The organism is Paenibacillus sp. Y301, assembly GCF_059445505.1.
This window is the reverse complement of sequence record NZ_JCAIUL010000003.1, coordinates 80417-101846: the sequence shown is the minus strand read 5'-3', so window position 1 is coordinate 101846 and position 21430 is coordinate 80417. Positions and strand designations below refer to the sequence as shown.

Genomic DNA, 21430 nt, shown 5'->3' with positions numbered 1-21430 from the left:
ATCACACTAATTATACCTCAGCTATAAATGAAAAGAAAGAAGCCCCTTTGCTTTTGACAGACAAAGAGGCTTCTCTCTTCATAATTTTGACACTTTTACAATTCCTTATACATCAGTATGAAATATTCTATCCTAGACACTTACCACGGATGTGACATTTCGAACGGAAACAGCTGACTTATCTAGCGCTGATTTCTCATCAGCAGTCAACTCTAGTTCAAATATCTTCTCTATCCCATCGCCACCAAGAATCGTAGGAACGCCCAAAAATAGGTTATCGTATCCATACTCACCTTCAAGTAGAGCAATAACTGGAATAATTCGCTTCTTATCTTTTAGAATTGCTTCGGTCATTTGTACTAAAGATGCTGCTGGAGCGTAATAAGCGCTACCGTTACCCAGTAGGTTTACAATTTCACCGCCACCAACCCGTGTGCGTTGGACAATCTCTTGAATGCGTTCAGCACTGATCAAGGTATCAATAGGTATTCCCCCAACGCTTGAATAACGAACTAGAGGAACCATATCATCACCATGTCCACCTAATACAAACCCACGAACATCTTCAACGGATACATTTAACTCTTGTGCAATAAAAGTACAGTAGCGAGCTGTATCCAGGACGCCCGATTGTCCAATGACACGGTTCTTTGGAAATCCAAGCGTGTTATACGCCACATATGTCATAGCATCCACAGGATTACTTAGAATAATGACGATAGAGTTTGGAGCATACTTCTTAACGTTCTCACATACCGACTTCACAATCCCTGCATTTGTATTCACAAGGTCATCACGGCTCATTCCAGGCTTGCGGGCAATACCTGCTGTAATAATTACAACATCGGAGTCAGCAGCATCTTCATAGTTAGACGTACCGATAATTTGGCTATCAAATCCTTGGACAGGACTAGCTTCCATCATATCAAGTGCCTTACCTTTAGTTGGATTCTCTAACTGAGGAATATCAATCAATACGACATCCCCAAGCTCCTTTTGTGCTAACATAAATGCAGTTGTGGCACCAGTAAAACCGGCTCCAACAACCGATATTTTATTTCGCTTTAAGCCCATAATCGAATGATCCTCCTTACTGATTACATATTTTTAATGACTTGATCTGCGAACTCTGAACATTTAACTTCTGTAGCTCCATCCATTTGACGAGCGAAATCGTAAGTTACAATTTTTTCGTTAATCGATGTTTCCATACCTTTATAAATAAGGTCCGCTGCTTCTTTCCATCCCAAATGCTCTAGTAACATAACACCAGATAGAATAACAGAACCTGGATTCACAAGATCTTTATCTGCATATTTCGGAGCTGTACCATGTGTAGCTTCAAAAATAGCGTGTCCTGTCACATAGTTAATATTAGCTCCTGGAGCTATACCAATCCCACCAATCTGTGCTGCTAGAGCATCAGATAAATAGTCTCCGTTAAGGTTAAGTGTAGCAATAACGTCGAAGTCTGTTGGACGAGTTAGAACCTGTTGCAACGCGATATCCGCTATAGCATCTTTAATAATAATCTTGCCAGCTGCTTCGGCTTCCTTCTGTGCTGCGTTCGCTGCGTCTTCTCCCTCTTTTTCTTTAATAACATCGTATTGAGCCCATGTGAATACTTTATCTCCGAACTCTTGTTCAGCGACTTCATATCCCCAGTTCTTAAATGCACCTTCTGTAAATTTCATGATGTTACCTTTGTGTACTAAAGTTACACTCTTACGACCATGCTCGATTGCATATTCCACCGCAGCGCGAACAAGTCGCTTAGATCCTTCTTCGGATACGGGTTTGATACCGATTCCTGAAGTTTCTGGGAAGCGAATCTTGTTAACGCCCATTTCCTCTTTAAGGAATGTGATCAATTTCTTAACTGCCTCAGAACCCTCTTGATACTCAATTCCTGCGTAGATATCTTCTGTGTTCTCACGGAAAATGACCATATCTACTAATTCAGGACGTTTCACTGGAGAAGGTACACCTTTGAAATAACGAACGGGACGTAAACATACATATAGATCTAATTCTTGACGTAATGCCACGTTCAAAGAACGAATTCCTCCACCAATTGGTGTAGTCAAAGGCCCTTTAATAGCTACGATATATTCACGGATCGCTTCTAGCGTATCGTTCGGTAACCACTCACCATATTCATTAAAAGCTTTTTCCCCTGCAAATACTTCATACCAAGCAATTTTCTTAGATCCACCGTAAGCTTTATCTACCGCTGCATCAAGTACGCGTTTGGAAGCCTTCCAGATATCTCGTCCAGTTCCATCCCCTTCAATGAACGGAATGATTGGGAAATTGGGAACGTTTAGTACGCCATCTTGAATCTCGATCTTGTCACCTTCGGTTGGTAATTCGTACTTTTCTAATTTGAACATGTATTTTAGTCCTCCTAAAAGTTTTTTTGTAGCATCGCATCTGAGAGTAATCATCGTAAAAAAACTTGCTTCGTAAGCATAATGTTTTTTTTAGCGGTACATTCTTGAGTTTACTTCGTAAAAAAATCACTCCGAAAGCATACACTTAGTTTTTTTTGTAGCATCGCTTCGTAAGCATAATCCTTTTTTAGTGTTACACTCTTGAGTATACCGTAAAAAATCACTTTGGAAGTAGAACTCTCAATTTCTCAATGGACTACTTCCAAAAATGAAGTTTAGCGCATTGCAATAGATGTATATTTCTGATCATGCAATCCGACGTATTCTGCACGTGGACGAATGATTCGATTGTCTACCAATTGTTCAAGAATATGTGCTGTCCATCCGGATACACGACTAATAGCAAAGATCGGTGTAAACAATTCACGTTCTATACCAAGCTGTGTATATACAGAAGCGGAATAGAAATCAACGTTAGGTTTTAGACCCTTTTGCCCAGTAACCATTTCTTCTATCTTAACAGACATTTCATAGAGCTCAGACTTACTGTTTTCACTAAGTTCACGTGACATCGTCTGTAGATATTTCGCCCGTGGATCTCCATTCTTGTAAACCCGGTGACCGAATCCCATAATAATTTCACGTTTATTCAACTTATCTTGGATATAACCCTCAACTTGATCTATCGAGCCAATTTCCTCTAACATTTTCATTACAGCTTCATTTGCTCCACCATGTAAAGGTCCTTTTAGAGCTCCAATCGCAGAAGTAACTCCCGAATATATATCAGAAAGCGTCGCTACCGTTACTCGACCTGCAAACGTGGATGCGTTTAACTCGTGATCAGCATGAAGTACAAGAGCTTGATCTAGAGCTTTTATAGAAGTCTCATCCGGTTGTTCGCCTCTTAGCATAAATAGAAAGTTTTCTGCAATCGATAGTCCTTTTTGTGGAGGGATCGGTTCTTGCCCATTACGAATACGCGAAAGTGCAGCTACGATCGTAGGTAATTGTGCCTGTAATTTAACTGCTTTCTTCTCATTCGCGGTGCGACTCATATCATCCGCGGCTTCATCATACAAAGCAAGGCCAGATATGGCAGTACGAAGCGCAGCCATCGTATTCGTATCTTTAGGATACAACTTCATCTGTTCAACCAATTCATTGGGGATCGGTGCATAAGTATCGAAATCTTGCTTCAGGTCATGTAATTCTTGAGCTGTAGGTAACTTACCGAACCACAACAAATAGGCAACTTCTTCAAAATTAGCATGTTGTGCCAATTCATTGATATCATATCCGCGATATGTAAGTACACCATCCACGATTGAACTAATGGATGAAGTCGCAGCTACGACACCTTCTAATCCTTTGGTTGCTGTCATCGTACATCTCTCCTTTTTTTTGATAACGTATTTTTAAGAGGGCTATCAGCAAGAATGAAAACATTTACATTTTTAAATATTCAAAATATAACATCCAGATTAAACCTTCTAATATCATAATGGATTTTGTCTGATATGTGAACAATTTGAACGCCATTTAACGCATCAAATTGTTTTATCGGTTCCATAAAGAAATTTTTGGAAGCCTTTTCAATTCATCAAATATAAAAGGCGAACCTCACAGAATTCGCCTCATCGGTGTCAATCATCGTCTATACACGGTCATATTGCCGTTTTTCATTTTTTTCTTCAACCATTTCAGAATAAACAGACGATAAATAGGTCGGCTCAATGGAAAGATCATCGTGAATCCAATGGCATCTGTAAAAAATCCTGGCAAGACTAGTAATAATCCCCCGACAAAAATACTGATACCATCTACTAGGGTTCTACCAGGAATCTGCCCCGTCTTCATTTGTGAACGCGCGTCTTCGAGCACTTTTCGACCTTCAAATCGCATCATAACGAGACCGATTGCCGAAGTGAATAGCGTTAGTAGAAACGTATTCATTCCTCCGAATTTTCCGATTACAAAATCAAATACGTATATCTCAATCATTGCGATAATGATGATTAATCCCATAATCCACTTCCACATATCTAATCTCCTCCCCTAAAGATGTTTACATGTCTAAATCATAATCTACTCACGTGCAATTATCCAGTTTCGTTATAAGGGCGCTCTGCATTAACAATTAGAGTAGAAAAAATAACGACCTATTTAAAATAGGCCGTTATGATATCTTATATTCAATTTGATCGTTTCAGATCAATTATTTATTAATTACGCTCACTTTTATAAGGTTAGTAGAACCTGAACGTCCCAAAGGTACACCTGCTGTAATCACAACAAGATCTCCTTCACTAACAAGTCCTGAATCAACTCCACCTTGGATAGCATAATCAAACATTTCATCTGTTGTAGAAGCTTGTTTGCCCTTCACAGGAGTTACTCCCCATGTAAGAGTTAGACGACGCATTGTACGATCTTCAGTCGTTACAGCGACAATAGGAGCTTCTGGACGGTATTTAGAAACAACACGAGCCGTGTGACCTGATTCAGTTGAAGAAATGATTGCTTTTGCATTCAAATCTAATGCTGAAATCGTAACTGCTTGGCTGATAGCTTCAGTAACGCTTGTTTCTTGAATAGTGCTTTGTTTCAAGAAAAGTTCACGATAATTAAGAGCAGATTCTGCCTTCTCAGCGATACGGGACATCGTTAATACAGACTCAACAGGATATTTCCCTGCTGCTGTTTCACCAGATAACATGATAGCATCTGTACCATCAAAAATGGCATTTGCTACGTCACTTGCTTCAGCGCGAGTTGGACGTGGGTTACGTTGCATAGAATCAAGCATTTGTGTAGCTGTGATTACCGGTTTACCTGCACAGTTTGCTTTTTCAATCATCATTTTTTGTACCAATGGTACGTCTTCTGCTGGAATTTCTGTACCTAGATCTCCACGTGCAACCATTAATCCATCAGAAACCTCAAGAATTTCATCAAGGTTATCGACGCCTTCTTGGTTTTCAATTTTGGAGATGATGTTGATGTGTCCTGCATTATGACGTTCTAACAATTCACGAATTTCAAGCACATCACTCGCTTTACGAACGAATGAAGCAGCAATAAAGTCGATGTCTTGTCCGATACCAAAAATGATATCGTTTGCGTCTTTTTCAGTGATCCCTGGTAGAGAAATGCGAACGCCTGGTACGTTAACACCTTTTTTACTCTTAATCGTACCACCATTAACAATAAGACACTTAATTTCTGTTCCTTGAACTTCTACAACTGTCAAACCAATCAAACCATCATCGATAAGTATAGTTGAACCTACTTGTACATCTTTTGGAAGATCAGAATAAGTAATGGAAATACGGTTCTTATCTCCAAGAATTTCTTCCGTAGTCAATGTAAGGTATTCGTCTTGAACAAGTTCAATTGGTTCAACTGCAAGCTTACCTGTACGAATTTCAGGACCTTTAGTATCTAAAAGGATGGCAACTGTCTTTCCTAATTCCTTACAAGCTTGACGAATGACATTAATACGGTTGCCATGTTCATCAAAGTCACCGTGGGAAAAGTTTAGACGTGCTACATTCATGCCAGCCATGATCAATTTTTTAGTATTTTCAAGTGATTCACTTGCTGGACCGATCGTACATACAATTTTAGTTTTGCGCATTATAGTGTTCCTCCGTTTTTTAAAGATCTCTCTTTATCATCTTTTCAACAATTAAATCTACTACATGTGGAACGATTTGTATAGGACCTTTATCATATTAATTATTACCCATAAATTGGGTGTCACCTGTGTCCGTAGCCAAAGAACGTTCAAATGTAAATTGACCTAACTTTCTAAACTTCAAATATCGATCTTCTTTTAATGCATTACTATCCATCGCAGACAGCTCTTTTAATTGACTGCATAGACTGTCTTTAATATGGCTTGCCGTTAGCTCATAATCACGCTGTGCTCCACCCCGTGGTTCGGGAATAATCTCCTCAATCACTTCAAATTGAAGTAGATCTTGAGCCGTAATTTTCATAGCTTCTGCCGCTTGATCAGCCTTTGTTGCATCTTTCCACAGAATCGATGCTGCACCATTCGGAGAAATAACAGAATAAATGGCATGTTCTAACATTAGGACACGATTACCCAATGCTAAACCGAGTGCTCCGCCACTTCCTCCTTCACCGATAATGACACAAACAACAGGAACACCCAGAACAGACATATCCCGTAGATTTCGGGCAATCGCTTCTGATTGTCCTCTTTCTTCTGCAGTATTACCAGGATATGCTCCTTTAGTGTCAATAAACGTAATAATCGGGCGATTAAATTTCTCTGCCTGTTTCATAAGTCTGAGTGCTTTTCTAAAGCCCTCTGGGTGTGGACTCCCAAAAAAACGTGCAATATTATCTTTCGTATCCTTGCCCCTTTGCTGCCCAATGACAGTCACGGGTACGCCATTTAACTTAGCAATTCCACCAACTACAGCAAGATCATCACCAAATAAACGGTCACCATGAAGTTCAATAAAATCATTGAATATAAGTTGAATTAAGTCTAATGATGTTGGCCGTTGTTGATGTCTTGCAAGATGCATTTTTTGAGGTGCAGAAATATTAGAATAGATATCCTCTTCCAATTTACTATAGCGTTCCTCAAGTTTAGAAATTTCATCAGTGAAATCGATGCCTTTTTCCTGACCAAACACCTTCAGTTCATCAATCTTTTTACGCATCTCAACAAGAGGTAATTCAAAAGGCAATTCCGCCGCCATTTAAAATTCCCCCTTCATCGTATGAATTCCTATGAGCTTAGCAAGCATTCCGCGCATTTCTTTGCGATGTGTCACTAGGTCCAATTGTCCATGTGCCATATTATATTCAGCCGTTTGAAAATCATCCGGAAGTTTCTGACGAATAGTCTGTTCGATAACAATTCGGCCGGCAAACCCAAATACGGCTCCAGGTTCGGCAATATTAATATCACCTAGTGTTGCAAAGCTTGCGGAAACGCCACCCATTGTAGGATCAGTAATGACAGAGATATAAAGTCCGCCCTGTTCATTAAAACGTGCAAGAGCCGCGCTTGTCTTGGCCATCTGCATGAGACTAAGAATACCTTCCTGCATTCTAGCACCACCTGAAGTCGAGAAGATGATCAGAGGCAATTGCCGTTCCATGGCAGTCTCAATAGCTCTGGTTATTTTCTCCCCAACAACAGATCCCATACTTCCACTGAAGAAATTAAAGCTCATGACAGCTACGACAACGGGTTGTCCACAAAGAGTACCTTGTCCAGTAACAACCGCTTCACGTAATTCAGATTTCATTGTCTGCTCTTCTAGCTTGGTAGCGTATCCGGGAAATTGAAGAGGATCTACTGATATCATATCCCCATCGAATTCTTCAAATCCTTCTTCATCCAAAGTCATTTGGATGCGCTCTAAAGCATTCAAACGCATATGATATCCACAAGAAACACATACCTTTAAGTTCTTTTCCAGTTCCTTACTATACAGAATGTTGCCACATTTGGCACATTTACTCATAAGTCCTTCTGGAACTTCCCGTCTTGGGCGCTCACCTTCTGGATTGTTGTCCCGTCCCAAACGATCTGAAGGAATGGTCGCGTATTTTCTTTTTTTCTGAAATAAGTCTTTAAACACAACTACACCTCTCCAGCCGTTAATTTGTTGGCCGATCTAACCACAAACTTCTATTATACACTATATACTATTTTATTTTAATAAAAAATTATGGATGTAAAATAGTATTCAATACTTCTTGGACTTCTTCTAATTCCCCTGAAGGAACCTGAATTTCAAACTGTTGCTTGGACAAATTGACAGGACGGCTTCGAACCAAAAAACCTTCTTCTGTTAATTTGGTCTGAATCATGTCCGCGACCTTGGCGGTAGGTGCGATATAAATGACCGTCCACACTTTCGAAAAAGCCCCCTACTCTCAAGTTCTGAGCTCATATAATGAACCCATGATACCATAATTATCTTTTTGATCGCAACAAATACTATTGGATATAATTAGCTATGGCAGTTCTGGGTCTATCGCAATGGAGTAGTTTTTTGCGCCTTCATACCGATGGGCAATTCTCGCCGATGCAGCCGCAGCTAGGCCAGCAACTAGATCATCTAGAAACACATGAATAGCATTTTTATTGTTATTTAATGTTGCGATAATACCTGTTTTTTCTTTATCTAAATATCCAAAACTAGTTAAACCAATCATCCCATAGACGCTAGTTATTCCAAGTGCCATCGTTTCATCTACACCATAAAGTGGTTCATCGGCTTCCATGATCGATTGTAATGGTTGTGGAAGTAATTTTTGTTCAGCTAACTCATCAAGAGCAATACCTGTATACAAAGAATATTGAACTTCTCTCTTACTTAGCACAGCTTTTACACTATTCACACACTCATCCATCTTTAGTTGAGGATGATAAGGTAATTGTAACCCATACACAATTTCCGCAATATCAGCGATATAAACGCCACGACGTTCAAGTATAGATTTAACAATTTCAAATGACATCATAATTCCTCCCGCATACCTTTTACCTATCTACGATAAGGAAAGAGTAATCCTAATTCCTAACCGTTAAGGTCACTTTTATGGTGCTTCTATGTGTATGCAGGAGGCGTATGAAACGTTCTTCATTTACGCTACTTATTTAATTTTAACTGTTCCCGTACCTAACATTTGTTCCATTTCCTCAAACAGTTCTGGTGAAGGCTTAATTCGATATTGATCACTTAATGCAAGCAGTTTTTGACTTTGTTCATAGAATAATACAGTAGCTACAGACCCCTGATGCCGCTGGAGCAATTCCTTTAAACGAATTAATAGCTCAGCCTTTTCCGCCTGAGGGCTAATTTTAACAAATACACGCTGTTCAACTACACTTTTGGCATGATTCTTGCGAACTTCCGTTGAATTCGTTGATGGAATTGCTTTCGTTGTTTTTCCTAATGTTTGCTCATATCTTGTTTGAGCCGTGTTGTTTCGTTTCACAAGCTGTTCTAGCCCAACGTTATCTAACGGGATAACTTCCTCTGCAAGGAGCTTAAAACCCTCATCCTGTTGTTGCACCTTGGCCCTTAGTGCAAGTAACGCACCTTTCTCAATATGCTTGGAACTACGTTTCCACACCTCAGGGAATAGAACAACTTCACAGCGCTCTATTTGGTCTTCACAATCCATGAAAGCCATTGCTTTACCTTGCTTCGTCATAATCGTTTTGATGGAAACAACCATACCTACAACAACGGAGCGTGTATCATCAGGTAGCTCACTAAGATCCATTAACCGATCAACGCCTGTCGTCTGATTCAGCAATTCCTCATAGCCGTCAAGAGGATGTCCGGATAAATATAATCCAAGTAATTCTCGCTCTAATTCTAGTTGTTGCCCCACGGTATATGGCACGATATCCGGATAAGCAATATCCCAATTCGCACTTTCTACGAAATCAAACATCTGGATCTGTAGATCATCGCGCTCCTTGCGCCATTTCAACGCAGCATCCACCGTTTCGTCTAACATAGCTAGCAATTGAGCACGATGTCCAGGTAATGAATCGAAGGCTCCCGCTTGAATAAGGGATTCAATGACTCTTTTATTACACAGTCTCAAATCTATACGTCTACAGAAATCAAGAAGACTCTCAAAGGGCTTTTCTTGTCTAATAAGTAACATATTCTCTACAGCTTGCGTCCCCACATTCTTCACTGCGCCTAATCCGAACCGGATATGACCAGCATGTGGTTGTCCTTCAGCAATCTCATCCTCTGTCGAGTTAGGTACAGGTGTAAACAGCACGCCGCTCACGTTCACATCAGGTGATAATACCCCAATATTCATTCGACGACATTCTAATACATATTCTGCGACCTTTCGATGATTCCCCATAACAGCAGTCAACATCGAAGCCATAAACTGAACGGGAAAATGTGCCTTTAAATATGCCGTTTGGAATGCAAGTACACCATATGCTGTAGCATGCGCTCGTGGGAACCCATAGTCAGCGAATCGCACGATCATATCATAGACACGATTAGCTTCTTCCTCTGTATATCCTTGCTTAAAGCTTCCATCCACGAAATGACTTCTTTCGCGGTCTAATACTTCTCGCTTCTTCTTCGAAACTGCACGACGTAGTAAGTCCGCTTCACCTAGTGAGAATCCAGCCATCACGGAAGCAATTTTCATAATTTGCTCTTGATAGACAATGATGCCATACGTATCTTTCAAGATTGGTTGCAGATCTTCATGGGGATATTCAACCTGTAATAATCCGTGCTTAGCTTGAATGTACTTAGGGATAAACTCCATCGGACCTGGGCGATACAGTGCAAGTACTGAGATAATGTCTTCGAACTCTGAAGGCTTCAAATCCTTCAACACACGTCTCACGCCTGCTGATTCCATTTGAAACACACCCGTTGTATCGCCATGTCCTAGCATGTCATACGTCTGTTTATCATCATCGTGTATTTGATCAAAATCAGGCATATGCCCGGTCATTTCTTCAATCCATTTCATGGAACGCTCTATAATTGAGAGAGTTCTGAGCCCAAGAAAGTCCATCTTCAGCAAACCGATGCTCTCCAGATGTTCCATTGAATACTGTGTGAGTGCCGTCTTCTCGCTACCTTCCTGCAAAGGTACAGCATCTGTCAAAGCATCACGTGAGATCACAACACCTGCCGCATGTGTCGATGAATGCCGCGGCATTCCCTCAACCTTCATCGCCATATCCAACATTTCTCGGATCTTCCCACCAGCATCATACAACTTCTTCAGTTCTTCACTTATTTCCATAGCTCGGTCAATATGAATACCTAGTTGGTTAGGAATAAGCTTTGCGGCTTTATCCACATCACCAAAGGGAATATTCAGTGCTCGTCCTACATCCCTCACTGCAGCTCGAGCTGCCATCGTACCAAATGTAATGATCTGGGCAACATGCTCTCGCCCATATTTATCTACCACATATTCAATCACTTCATCTCGTCGCTCATCGCTGAAGTCGATATCAATATCTGGCATGGTGACCCGCTCCGGATTCAAGAATCGCTCAAAGAGCAAATGGTACTTCATTGGGTCCACATTCGTTATTTGCAATACGTAGGCAACGATACTTCCTGCTGAAGATCCACGACCGGGCCCTGTTGCAATTCCTTGTCTATGAGAGAATGCAATAAAGTCCCACACGATTAGGAAATAATCTGCAAACCCCATACTTCCAATAACTCCAAGTTCATAAGAAAGCCGTTCTTCTAGCTCTCTTCTCGCATCTTCATCATGCCAACGATCTGTCTTCTCATACCTCTTTATCAACCCTTCCGAACATAACGCATGTAAATATTGCTCAGAGGTCATCCCTTCAGGCAAAGGACTATACTGCGGCAGTATAGAGCGATCAAACTCAAGCTCTAACTGACACTTGTCAGCAATGATAACCGTGTTGAGGAGCGCCTCTCGAACATGAGGAAATAAGCGAGCCATTTCCTCCTCACTTTTGAAGTATAACTGGTCTGTCGGGATACGAAGTCTTTGCTCGTCATCTACAGTCTTTCCTGTTCCAATGCAGATGAGCACATCCTGTACCTCGGCATCCTCTTGTTGAAGATAGTGGACATCGTTTGTTGCCACCAAAGGAATGCCCGTCTCTTCGCTTAGTTGAATCAACTGAGGATTAACCCTCTTTTGCTCCGATATTCCATGGTCCTGTAACTCTAAATAGAAATCCTCACCAAATATATCTTGAAACCGTAGAGCGGCCTTTCGAGCTTCTTCATATCGTCCATGCAATAAGTGTTGTGGAACTTCTCCACCCAGACACGCACTTAGACAAATGATGCCTTCATGGTGTGTTCGAAGTGATTCTAAATCTATTCTTGGTTTATAGTGAAAGCCTTCTAAGTGTCCAATGGAACACAGCTTCATTAGATTTCGGTACCCTACTTCATTCTTAGCAAGCAGAATTAAATGATAGATTGGCTGATCCTTTCGGCTGCCTCTCTCTTTACGTGACCCTGACGTGAAGTACGCTTCACAGCCAATGATCGGCTTAATGCCTTTACTTTTACATGCCTTATAGAACGGAACTGCACCGTACATAACCCCATGGTCTGTTAAAGCTAACGAATTCATTCCTAAATCCGATGCCTGTTGCACGAGATCCGTTATACGTGCAGCGCCGTCTAGGAGGCTAAATTCACTATGAACATGTAGATGCACAAATGAAGCCATGTCCGCCCTCCCCTTCACTGCAAGTTCTTTTTTATAAGTTCTTTCTCTTATTTTATCATAATACCTTAGGGAACGCCCATAGAATGGATTATAACAAGGAATAACACGCTGATAGGTACAGAAGAATAGGACAAGTTCATTTCATTGGTTATGAAAGGGGAAAAATTCATGAGTACTTTTTTATCAAAAGCCATTCTAGATTTCTTTATTGCCTTCGGCATTGTACTCGGAGGAGCGATGGTGGGTGGCATAGGAGCCGTCATTTCTTTGCAACCACCCACACAAACCATGCTTGATATAGCAGACCGCATTAAAATATGGGCACTTGCTGCAGCTGTAGGGGGAACCATTGATCCCATGCGGGTCATAGAAAGTAACTTCTTTATAGGTAATCTATCTCCGGCAATCAAACAAATTCTCTTTCTCGTGTTTGCTTTCATGGGTGCCCATGCCGGTAGTGAATTAGTCAAATGGGTCTGCAATGGTAGGAGATAACGATGAGAATCCCCTCCAGCGCGCATATCCTCGCCTTCTCAAAAGCGACCTCTCTCATTGTCCTTGGCATGGTTCTTGGTAGTATTGTATACAACGCTATATTTCATGCTAGTTACGAACAACTGTGGCAAGAAAATAAAGATCTACAAATTCAGAAAAAGCAATTTGAACATGATATCAAAACACTTAAGAAATATAGCAATCAACAAACGGTAATCAAAGAAATTAAAATACGTGCTGAACAACTAGATCCACCACTTGACTCCATTATCATAAAAGAGATTCTCGTTCAGGTAGGTGAAGATTTAGATGTTCTGCGGGGTCGCAGTGTCTATGAAATTGATACAGATAGCAAGATCGCTAGGACATTACTAGACCGCAAAACTTATACGGTTCGTGATAAAAATTACGCCATTCATATCAAGACCATGCTTGTGGCCGAAAGCGTCCTACAAGTATGGGTTTCTATTACAAATCCTGTCCTTTAACAACTCATTCATGGTACAATATTAGCAAATTTGTCATTTATTCAGGAGGAACCATAATTATGATTACTGTTATTAAATATATTCTATTCATACTACTAGTCATAACCTGTATAGCTTCCGCTTATTACAGCATTCGATCACATCGTTCTTCCAATTCAACAGAACGAGGACGATACGGTGCAACTACGAATATATTAATGGGCATTATGCTTATCCTCATATCCATTGTCTTTATGTTTATATTCCGCGGATCAACACCTTCTGTCATTGTGGAAGCGTTATTCCTTGTTCTGGGAGCCTTCAACATATTCGCCGGATTACGTAATCGTAAATATTATGCAAGCCAGAAAGCCTAATGATAGATGATCTCAAATATAACCAATGACCAGTAGAAGTTACCCATGTTCGATAGATTGTAATGTCATGACAGCTTTGACAACTAACGTCTCTTCATGTGTCATTTCAATCTCTATTTTACAAGTTCTACGACTCATCTCTAATAGTTTCGGTATAATGACAATCTGGTCCTCAATCTGGAGAGGACGTAAGAAGTAGGTAGACATGTTGTCTAACACATAATCATTTCCTGAAATATCCTTCGTAGATTTGAATGCAGCCTGAGTCATAACCGTAGTTAACACCCCTTCAGAAATTGTACCCAAATCAGTCGCCATTTGAGGGGTGATAAAACCATGGAAGAACAACTTGCCATCTTGGTCGCGCTCCTCTGCGATGCCATTCCACAAGAGATGGTCAAAGGTTTCACCCAGTTGAGGTTGCGCTTGCGCGTCTCTCATGGCTTTCAGTACTTCTTTACGGCTAACCGTTGCGATGAGCTTACGATTACGATCCACGATAGGTAGGAAATCTACGCCCTCCCACATCATCTGTTGTGCTGCGGATGCAAGTGAGGTCTGCAAGCTTGTCGTAATCGGATTACGTATCAGCACTTTCTCAATACTTTGCTCATCCGATAGGCTCAAGGTATCTTTCAAATTAATGATACCTATAACACGATTCCATTCATCTGTGACCGCGTATCTCGGTTCATCAGAATTCTTTGCAAGTTCCCTACATTCCTGAGCGGTACTCGTTATTTTGAGAGAGATCAGCTTCGGCTTCGTCGCTACTATATCTTCAACAATCATGATTTTCTTTTTAATTAATCGATCAAAAATGGCCCGATTGATCATCGAAGCTACCGTAAATGTATCATGGCGTGAAGAAAAGATAGGCAGATTATGCTGATCGGCTAGATTCTTAACCTCACGGCTAATTCCGAATCCACCCGTAATGAGGACACCTGCACCCTGTTCTAAAGCTAACGAGTGAGCATCATCACGATTACCTACAATGAGAAGGCTACCTGCATCAATATATCGAACCATCGCATCAATCTTCATCGCACCAATGACATATTTGTGGAGATTCTTATGAAGACCATCAGCTCCACCTAATACATGACCCTCCACAATATCTACTACGTCAGAGAACGTTAACTGCTCAGAAATATTACGTGGTTTCTTCTCAACTCGAACTGTACCAATTCGTTCTTTCGTAATGACTATTCCTAGATTCTCAGCTTCCTTTACTGCACGATATGCAGTCCCCTCACTGACCCCCATTTCCTTAGCCAACTTACGCACAGATATTTTCGTACCTACTTTTAATCCCTCTATATATTGAAGCAAATGCTCGTGTTTGGTGACCGTGTCATCTCGATTCTCCAACTGTTACACCCCCACACTCAAATCTGTACTATACTGTACCTATTATATCACGCATTTTTGTTAATATACTACTTTTTAAGTAATTCCATTCCTACGTAATGAGAGAGTTTTATCAATATTTATCCATTAAAAGAAGTTCTAAGATTCGTTATAGAATCTTAGAACTTTGTGATGATTCATCATATTTACGAGAATGATTATACACCCTCACTTCTTTCTGTCTCTTCTGAAAATTTCGATTGCCACTCTTGGAGCTTAGCTTGTCTGACGCGCTCAAGTGCCTTCTTCTTCTCTTCATCCACACCCAGAATCATATGCCAATTGGCGGCGATCACTAGAAATGCGAATAACATCCAGACTACACTGAACAACGAAACCCAACCATTCCCACTACTTAAAGAGATGCTAGGTATTGCATACAGTAACATGGCTAAAGCAACCAACATGTAAATCGAATGTTTCAATTTTGTTCTCTTTCTCATCACTTCTTCAACTCCTTCAATTCGAATCTATATCTCTATTCTATGAAGATAGTTAATGAAATATGAGAAGAAAATACGAGATTTAGAAAGAATCATATATTACATATTTGAACCACCATATAGATGCTGAAGACTATCTGAGATTATTTTATTTACATCCTCAATGATAACGGATAGTCTGCGCTCTGCTTCGAACAAACGACGAATGTTCAGATTTAAGCTGAGTTCTTCAAACGTCTTTTCCATTTTTTCCATTTCCTCAGGTGAAGGCATATCTCCAGTCATCATTTGTTGCTGAAGTTGCATTTGACGCTCACGGAAACCCTCGAGCATTTGTTTCCCTACAGGATCCATGTCGATTAAGGCCATAGCTGCGTTAATCTCTTGAACTTCTTCGCTTTCTTTAAGAGCTTTCGCTAATTCGTGTGTTTTGTCATAAATGTTCATTGTTTATTCCTCCTTCAAAATTACTCTCCAATTCTGAAAAATGGTCAATCACCAAGGGATATATGTCCTCATATGATGAATTACATGCAGTATGCACAGTCCAAATATGACTCAAGACATCAAGTTGTTGTTGGAAGGAGATCCACGATGTCCACAAAAAAGATATCGGTCCAACTATTCAAACCGGGCATTGTGCAGGCGAACGCAATCATGTTGGGTGAGAAGCTCATTAAACTGTGGAAAATACCCACAGATCGTCCTCTACAATTGACGTTCGGTTCCTTTAAACAGGAAATCATTGTCGTCCCGGTTCCCAAGTATAGCGGCCTGCGAATCAGTGCAACGTTATCTAGACAAATGGGACTGTCATCCCACCCAGTATTAAGAATTCACTATCACGCTGGAAGCCGAACACTTCGATTAGGTCCTCTAATCGCCATCATGATTAGCCGTGATTATCCTGACAAAGCTGACAACCCGTTTGGCTCCATCTCAATGTTCTGTCGTGAGCTTGTCAATGCCTGCCAAAAGCAAGGAGCATATGTTTACTTCTTCACCCCAGAGCATATCAAATCTAGCACCAGTTCGATGCAAGGTTGGATATATGATGGAGGTTGGCGTATGACCCAAATGCCAATCGCGAATGTCGTTAACAATCGTCTGACTTCGCGAAAAATGGAGAATAACCCAAGCGTACAGCATTTTATGAAGGAAGTAAAATCCGTACATGGCAGTCATGTCTTCAATGAAAAGTTTCTCGACAAAACCGAAGTGTTCGATGCATTAAAGAAAGAAGCCAATCTTCAGCGTTACATGCCTGAGTCTCACTTATTAAATGGCTATAACATTTTAAAAAAGATGTGTACCACGCATCCTGTTGTATTCCTGAAGCCTACTAGAGGCAGTCTTGGTAAGGGAATAATTCGGATCTCTAAACAACCAGATGGTACTTACCAAACGTTATCCACAACCCTGGGTGGAACACAAAAGAAAATATATGCCACTCTTCCCAAGTTATTCTCAAGTATCTCAGGAAAAATGAAAAGTACTCGTTATCAAATTCAACAAGGACTCATTCTGATTGATCATGGTAAACGGCCTGTAGACTTCCGTGCCTTAGTTCAAAAAAATAGCACGGGTATCTGGAATGTAACCTCCATTGTAGCCCGTATAGCTGGTGGTAATCATTTCGTGTCTAATCTAGCTCGCGGGGGCAGCCTCAGTAATGTGAAGGAGGCCGTCAACAAAAGTAATATGCCGATCGCAGCTAAGAATACAGCACATGTCAATCTGAAATCAGCTGCATTACAAATCGCAAAAGGTCTGGATAATGCCATTCCTGCACATTTCGGTGAGCTCGGTATCGACTTAGCCATGGATAATACCGGACGAATCTGGATGTTAGAAGTCAATTCAAAACCATCTAAGAACGACAATACACCGCTTAGTGAACAAAAAATACGACCATCTGTCAGACAACTTATTCAATACTGTAGTTTTTTGTCTGGCTTTTAAGGGGCGGTTCATCATGTCTCGTCATCCCATTGGCTCGATGGGTATTCTGTGCAGTAGTAGAACGGGAAATCCTCCCTTCTCAGAACAGCATTTCTGCCGCACCTTAAGTCAAGCGAGTACTAAATATGGAATTTCTGTCATTGTCTTAAGTCCACAAACGATTCATATCAAGCCTAATAAAGTAACTGGTTATATTTATGAACAAGATGCTTGGAAAGAAGTAACCGTTCCGATGCCTGATATTATCTACGATCGCTGCTTCTATTTGCAGGGGAAAGAACGACGTGCTGCTTCTATGTTACTTAACTCATCTAAGGAACAGACGCCATGGATGATATGGGCTAGAGGATTACCCGGAAAGTGGAAAGTACACAACAAACTCAAAGATGAACCCACACTGAAACCCTATATTCCAGCCACTTCTCCCTATACGGGTCCCGAATCACTTATGAAGAGCTTACTCACTTATCACAAACAAATATTCCTTAAACCCCAAGTCGGGTCTCAAGGAAAATCGACTCTTCATATAGAGATGTCTAATACCTCTAACCAACTAACCATTAAAGGTCGGGATCATCACAATAACACATTTATCGAAAATTTCACGAGTAGGTCTGAAGGTTTAGCGTGGATTCATCAATTTATTCATCATCGACCTTTCATTATTCAGCCCTATTTACATTTATACAGCAAGAAAGGTTATCCCTATGATATACGTGCACTCGTTCAAAAAAATGGTGAAGGTCGCTGGACACTCACCGGAATGGCAGTGCGACAAGGATATATTGGAGGAATGACCTCCAATATACATGGTGGAGGTACGGCTACTTCAGTCCTTCCATTCTTAACACAGGAAGTAGAAGCTACTGCAGCTGGACATATAATGACCGTACTTCATAACCTGTCGAAGGATATTCCGCCGATATTGGAGAGCCATTTCGGTAGACTGGGTGAGCTTGGTATCGATTTTGGGATCGACACAGAAGGAACTGTCTGGCTACTTGAAGTAAATTCCAAGCCGGGCCGCAGCTCCTTTAACCATATCGGGGATCAGACTAGCGCAGTTCTCGCTACAGAGAATCCGCTTCGCTACGCTCGTTATTTATTGCTTCGACAACCTAGGAGGGTAAATTCATGAGTTTGACTTTTTGCAATGTTCATTTTTCGCAACAACCTGAGAAAGTCGCCTATATTTCAAATACGTTAATGAAGAGCCTCAACTTATCCGGCAAAAAAAACATACACCTTCGCTTAGGAAATGACGTTGTACCTGCAAGCATCAAAACGATTAAGAAAAGTGGTAGCCATCTTTATTTAAGCTCAGGAGTTCGAAATGCCATCCATGTACCCAAAGCGGGAGGCGTTTATCTTCGAAATCTTCAGGAAAATGAATTTCAACTTGGCCCGTTAATTGGCATTCTGTCTGATGGACCAACCAGCTCTACTACGCAACCTTTCAGTTCTAGAACAGGTTTTATTAAACAACTGCTCCGAGAAGGAAGTAAAAAGGCATATATTTTCGCTTTTACTCCTAAGGATATCAATTGGCAGCAAGAAACCGTTCTAGGGCATTTCCTTACAGAAGGCGGGTCCTTTATTCGTAAAACAGTTCCTCTTCCAGATGTCGTATACAACAGACTTCCGAGTCGTAAAGCTGAAACTTCCACTTCCATCAACCAACTTAGAGAACGATTCGGTCGTAAGAAGATACCTTTCTTTAACTGGAGCTTTTTTAACAAATCCGATATTTATAAACTTCTCGAGAATGATAATAGTGTGAATCGTTACGTACCTGAATCGCATATGAACCCTAGCACAGAGACGCTAAAGGATATGCTCGAGCGACATCAATTTGTTTACTATAAGCCTTCAAGTGGTAGCCTTGGAAAAGGAATTTATCGTATGACTTATTTACCTAAACGTGGCTATTTCGCGCGTTATCGCAAGAACAGTGAGAATGTACTTCTTCGCTTCAACAATTTCAAAAGTCTTATGAGTATGTTAAACACCAAACACGGCCGAACACTGCATGGTTATGTCATTCAGCAAGGAATTCGATTGATTGAGATCGATAATTGCCCCATTGATTTCCGGTTCCATATGCATAAAAATGGCAATAATCAGTGGGTCGTTGTAGGCATCGGGGCTAAGAAGGCGGGACGCGGTAGTGTAACAACTCACTTGAAAAATGGGGGATCCCTCATGACTCCAGAGCAAGCACTGGTTCGTAGCTTTGGTTCCCGTTCGGACGAAGTGCTCAAACAAGCCAAACAAGTGGCGATTGCACTTGCTGAGGCCATTGAATTCCATCATCAGCATTTGCTCGGTGAAATTGGGTTCGATCTGGGTATAGATCAAGATGAGAAAATCTGGATGTTTGAAGCTAACGCCAAACCTGGAAGAACTATATTTAACCACCCTTCTCTCAAGAATGAAGGAAAAGCCTCGGTGGAACATATTCTTGAACATTGTCTGTACCTCAGTAAGTTCCGTAGGAGGATTAACCAGTGAACGGCCGGGGTTCTGAGGAAATCAAACCGGTTGTTGCCATATTAACAATGGGCTCCACAAGCGGCTTCCGAGGCAACCGTGCGAACTTTGTGGATATTGTCCGAACAGGGAAGGAAATGGGCTTCCCTGTTTATGTGGTGACACTACGTGATTTGAAATTCACTTCTCCAACAATCAAAGGGTATACATTAAATAACAATAATGATGACTGGGAAACACATCAATTCCCACTACCTCAAGTCATTTATAATCGAATTCCCCTACGTGAAGACGAGGAGAAGCCTTGGGTACATCGTAAAATAATGACTTGCATGGAACACCCGAATATTCATTTCTATAATCCTTATTTTTTTAATAAATGGCATCTTTTCGAATGGCTTAAAGTTTCTAAATCAACCGATTATTTAGTACCTCTGACTAAACGTTTAGATAATCCTATGTCACTTTCTAGGTTTCTAGATAAACATCCTTATCTCTATTTGAAACCTGAAAGTGGTAAAGCGGGTAAAGGCATCATGATGCTGAAATACAAAAAGGAAAGAGCATTACCCTATAGACTAAAAATCCAGAATGACAGATCCAGCATAACGTATAAATCGACCAGCTTAAGAAGACTATGGATTCGCCTCAAAAAAGAAACGGGTAACGCCCCTTATATTATTCAACAGGGAATTCAACTTGCTAACATCGATCATCGTCCATTTGATCTCCGAATTCTGGTCCAGAAAAATGCGAAAGGAACTTGGGGAGTTACAGGTCTAGGAGCTAGGATGGCTGGCTTAAAAAGTATCACGACACATGTGCCACGTGGAGGAACAATTGAGAGTCCTATAAAGCTACTCTCAACACTTTTTGGAGCGGATATGTCTACAAGTATGATTAGTCGTATTAAGACCACCGCCCTCATCATTGCTCGTCAGATTGAGAAGGGTTCTGGGTTCACATTAGGTGAAATGTCTATGGACCTTGGGATTGATCATTTAGGAAAATTGTGGTTCTTTGAAGCTAACTCCCGTCCAATGAAATTTGATGAGCCGCCCATTCGAAAGAAATCTTTAGAACGAATATTTGAATATAGCCAATATTTATCACATCGAAACAAGCAACACTCTTAAGGAGGTGAGCAT

20 protein-coding genes are annotated in these 21430 nt (G+C 40.8%); 7 read left to right on the top strand and 13 right to left on the bottom strand.

All coding sequences use genetic code 11. From position 1 onward, the window contains the following. Window positions 1–132 precede the first annotated feature (132 nt). From mdh to AC1D69_RS06825, 10 genes are all read right to left on the bottom strand, one after another. Window positions 133–1074 carry a malate dehydrogenase gene (gene mdh / locus AC1D69_RS06870; RefSeq protein ID WP_495455400.1) on the bottom strand — a complete coding sequence of 314 codons (942 nt, stop codon included), beginning with the start codon at window positions 1072–1074 and terminating at the stop codon, window positions 133–135. Window positions 1075–1097: 23 nt separating this feature from the next. After that, window positions 1098–2393, bottom strand: coding sequence for an NADP-dependent isocitrate dehydrogenase (gene icd, locus AC1D69_RS06865; protein WP_495455399.1), 1296 nt, complete (start codon window positions 2391–2393; stop codon window positions 1098–1100). 275 nt (window positions 2394–2668) lie between these two features. Then, complete coding sequence (locus AC1D69_RS06860; RefSeq protein ID WP_495455398.1) at window positions 2669–3778, bottom strand: citrate/2-methylcitrate synthase; 1110 nt, start codon at window positions 3776–3778, stop codon at window positions 2669–2671. A gap of 265 nt (window positions 3779–4043) precedes the next feature. Next, window positions 4044–4436 carry an FxsA family protein gene (locus AC1D69_RS06855; RefSeq protein WP_495455397.1) on the bottom strand — a complete coding sequence of 131 codons (393 nt, stop codon included), beginning with the start codon at window positions 4434–4436 and terminating at the stop codon, window positions 4044–4046. 175 nt (window positions 4437–4611) lie between these two features. Continuing rightward, window positions 4612–6033, bottom strand: coding sequence for a pyruvate kinase (gene pyk / locus AC1D69_RS06850; RefSeq protein WP_495455396.1), 1422 nt, complete (start codon window positions 6031–6033; stop codon window positions 4612–4614). A gap of 97 nt (window positions 6034–6130) precedes the next feature. Beyond that, complete coding sequence (locus AC1D69_RS06845; RefSeq protein WP_495455395.1) at window positions 6131–7135, bottom strand: acetyl-CoA carboxylase carboxyltransferase subunit alpha; 1005 nt, start codon at window positions 7133–7135, stop codon at window positions 6131–6133. Further along, window positions 7136–8026: an acetyl-CoA carboxylase, carboxyltransferase subunit beta gene (gene accD / locus AC1D69_RS06840; protein WP_495455394.1), complete on the bottom strand. Its 891-nt coding sequence runs from the start codon at window positions 8024–8026 to the stop codon at window positions 7136–7138. Window positions 8027–8114: 88 nt separating this feature from the next. Further along, complete coding sequence (locus tag AC1D69_RS06835) at window positions 8115–8303, bottom strand: glutamate decarboxylase (protein ID WP_495455393.1); 189 nt, start codon at window positions 8301–8303, stop codon at window positions 8115–8117. Window positions 8304–8405: 102 nt separating this feature from the next. Then, window positions 8406–8912 (bottom strand): phosphatidylglycerophosphatase A family protein, encoded by a 507-nt coding sequence (locus AC1D69_RS06830; protein WP_495455678.1) that lies wholly within the window; start codon window positions 8910–8912, stop codon window positions 8406–8408. A gap of 135 nt (window positions 8913–9047) precedes the next feature. Then, window positions 9048–12635, bottom strand: coding sequence for a DNA polymerase III subunit alpha (locus AC1D69_RS06825; protein ID WP_495455392.1), 3588 nt, complete (start codon window positions 12633–12635; stop codon window positions 9048–9050). A 168-nt stretch (window positions 12636–12803) separates the two neighbouring features. Here AC1D69_RS06825 and AC1D69_RS06820 point away from each other — a divergent pair, with 168 nt between their 5' ends. Genes AC1D69_RS06820 through AC1D69_RS06810 form a run of 3 tightly spaced genes read left to right on the top strand, consistent with a single transcriptional unit; the run spans window position 12804 to window position 13974 of the window. Next, window positions 12804–13130 carry a YtrH family sporulation protein gene (locus AC1D69_RS06820; RefSeq protein ID WP_495455391.1) on the top strand — a complete coding sequence of 109 codons (327 nt, stop codon included), beginning with the start codon at window positions 12804–12806 and terminating at the stop codon, window positions 13128–13130. A gap of 2 nt (window positions 13131–13132) precedes the next feature. Next, window positions 13133–13618 carry a sporulation membrane protein YtrI gene (locus AC1D69_RS06815; protein ID WP_495455390.1) on the top strand — a complete coding sequence of 162 codons (486 nt, stop codon included), beginning with the start codon at window positions 13133–13135 and terminating at the stop codon, window positions 13616–13618. A gap of 59 nt (window positions 13619–13677) precedes the next feature. Continuing rightward, window positions 13678–13974, top strand: coding sequence for a YtpI family protein (locus tag AC1D69_RS06810; protein ID WP_495455389.1), 297 nt, complete (start codon window positions 13678–13680; stop codon window positions 13972–13974). Window positions 13975–14013: 39 nt separating this feature from the next. Here the strand turns inward: AC1D69_RS06810 and AC1D69_RS06805 are convergent, their stop codons facing one another. The 3 genes from AC1D69_RS06805 to AC1D69_RS06795 form a co-directional block, all read right to left on the bottom strand. Next, a complete protein-coding gene (locus tag AC1D69_RS06805) occupies window positions 14014–15348 on the bottom strand; it encodes a DRTGG domain-containing protein (RefSeq protein ID WP_495455388.1) in 1335 nt (444 codons plus the stop codon). A 197-nt stretch (window positions 15349–15545) separates the two neighbouring features. Further along, window positions 15546–15830, bottom strand: coding sequence for a hypothetical protein (locus AC1D69_RS06800; protein WP_495455387.1), 285 nt, complete (start codon window positions 15828–15830; stop codon window positions 15546–15548). A 99-nt stretch (window positions 15831–15929) separates the two neighbouring features. Further along, a complete protein-coding gene (locus tag AC1D69_RS06795) occupies window positions 15930–16277 on the bottom strand; it encodes a YlbF family regulator (protein WP_495455386.1) in 348 nt (115 codons plus the stop codon). Window positions 16278–16424: 147 nt separating this feature from the next. Between AC1D69_RS06795 and AC1D69_RS06790 the strand changes: the two genes are divergently transcribed. From AC1D69_RS06790 to AC1D69_RS06775, 4 genes are read left to right on the top strand one after another with little or no spacing between them, the layout of a single operon-like run. Beyond that, window positions 16425–17792, top strand: a complete 1368-nt coding sequence (locus tag AC1D69_RS06790) for a YheC/YheD family endospore coat-associated protein (protein WP_495455385.1) — start codon at window positions 16425–16427, stop codon at window positions 17790–17792. 13 nt (window positions 17793–17805) lie between these two features. Beyond that, window positions 17806–18930, top strand: a complete 1125-nt coding sequence (locus tag AC1D69_RS06785) for a YheC/YheD family endospore coat-associated protein (RefSeq protein WP_495455384.1) — start codon at window positions 17806–17808, stop codon at window positions 18928–18930. Next, the gene (locus AC1D69_RS06780) at window positions 18927–20303 is read left to right on the top strand and encodes a YheC/YheD family endospore coat-associated protein (protein WP_495455383.1); all 1377 of its coding nucleotides are present in this window, start codon (window positions 18927–18929) and stop codon (window positions 20301–20303) included. The genes AC1D69_RS06785 and AC1D69_RS06780 overlap by 4 nt, the downstream gene beginning before the upstream one ends. After that, window positions 20300–21418, top strand: a complete 1119-nt coding sequence (locus tag AC1D69_RS06775) for a YheC/YheD family endospore coat-associated protein (protein WP_495455382.1) — start codon at window positions 20300–20302, stop codon at window positions 21416–21418. The genes AC1D69_RS06780 and AC1D69_RS06775 overlap by 4 nt, the downstream gene beginning before the upstream one ends. The last annotated feature ends 12 nt before the right edge of the window (window positions 21419–21430 follow it).

Excerpts from the sequence above, each read along its gene's own strand:
- AC1D69_RS06845 (WP_495455395.1), bottom strand. The coding sequence starts at position 7,135 with ATGGCGGCGGAATTGCCTTTTGAATTACCTCTTGTTGAGATGCGTAAA.
- AC1D69_RS06825 (WP_495455392.1), bottom strand. The coding sequence starts at position 12,635 with ATGGCTTCATTTGTGCATCTACATGTTCATAGTGAATTTAGCCTCCTA.
- mdh (WP_495455400.1), bottom strand. The coding sequence starts at position 1,074 with ATGGGCTTAAAGCGAAATAAAATATCGGTTGTTGGAGCCGGTTTTACT.
- AC1D69_RS06830 (WP_495455678.1), bottom strand. The coding sequence starts at position 8,912 with ATGTCATTTGAAATTGTTAAATCTATACTTGAACGTCGTGGCGTTTAT.
- AC1D69_RS06810 (WP_495455389.1), top strand. The coding sequence starts at position 13,678 with ATGATTACTGTTATTAAATATATTCTATTCATACTACTAGTCATAACC.
- AC1D69_RS06815 (WP_495455390.1), top strand. The coding sequence starts at position 13,133 with ATGAGAATCCCCTCCAGCGCGCATATCCTCGCCTTCTCAAAAGCGACC.
- icd (WP_495455399.1), bottom strand. The coding sequence starts at position 2,393 with ATGTTCAAATTAGAAAAGTACGAATTACCAACCGAAGGTGACAAGATC.
- AC1D69_RS06790 (WP_495455385.1), top strand. The coding sequence starts at position 16,425 with ATGTCCACAAAAAAGATATCGGTCCAACTATTCAAACCGGGCATTGTG.
- AC1D69_RS06800 (WP_495455387.1), bottom strand. The coding sequence starts at position 15,830 with ATGAGAAAGAGAACAAAATTGAAACATTCGATTTACATGTTGGTTGCT.
- pyk (WP_495455396.1), bottom strand. The coding sequence starts at position 6,033 with ATGCGCAAAACTAAAATTGTATGTACGATCGGTCCAGCAAGTGAATCA.
- AC1D69_RS06820 (WP_495455391.1), top strand. The coding sequence starts at position 12,804 with ATGAGTACTTTTTTATCAAAAGCCATTCTAGATTTCTTTATTGCCTTC.
- AC1D69_RS06785 (WP_495455384.1), top strand. The coding sequence starts at position 17,806 with ATGTCTCGTCATCCCATTGGCTCGATGGGTATTCTGTGCAGTAGTAGA.
- AC1D69_RS06860 (WP_495455398.1), bottom strand. The coding sequence starts at position 3,778 with ATGACAGCAACCAAAGGATTAGAAGGTGTCGTAGCTGCGACTTCATCC.
- AC1D69_RS06780 (WP_495455383.1), top strand. The coding sequence starts at position 18,927 with ATGAGTTTGACTTTTTGCAATGTTCATTTTTCGCAACAACCTGAGAAA.
- AC1D69_RS06855 (WP_495455397.1), bottom strand. The coding sequence starts at position 4,436 with ATGTGGAAGTGGATTATGGGATTAATCATCATTATCGCAATGATTGAG.
- AC1D69_RS06795 (WP_495455386.1), bottom strand. The coding sequence starts at position 16,277 with ATGAACATTTATGACAAAACACACGAATTAGCGAAAGCTCTTAAAGAA.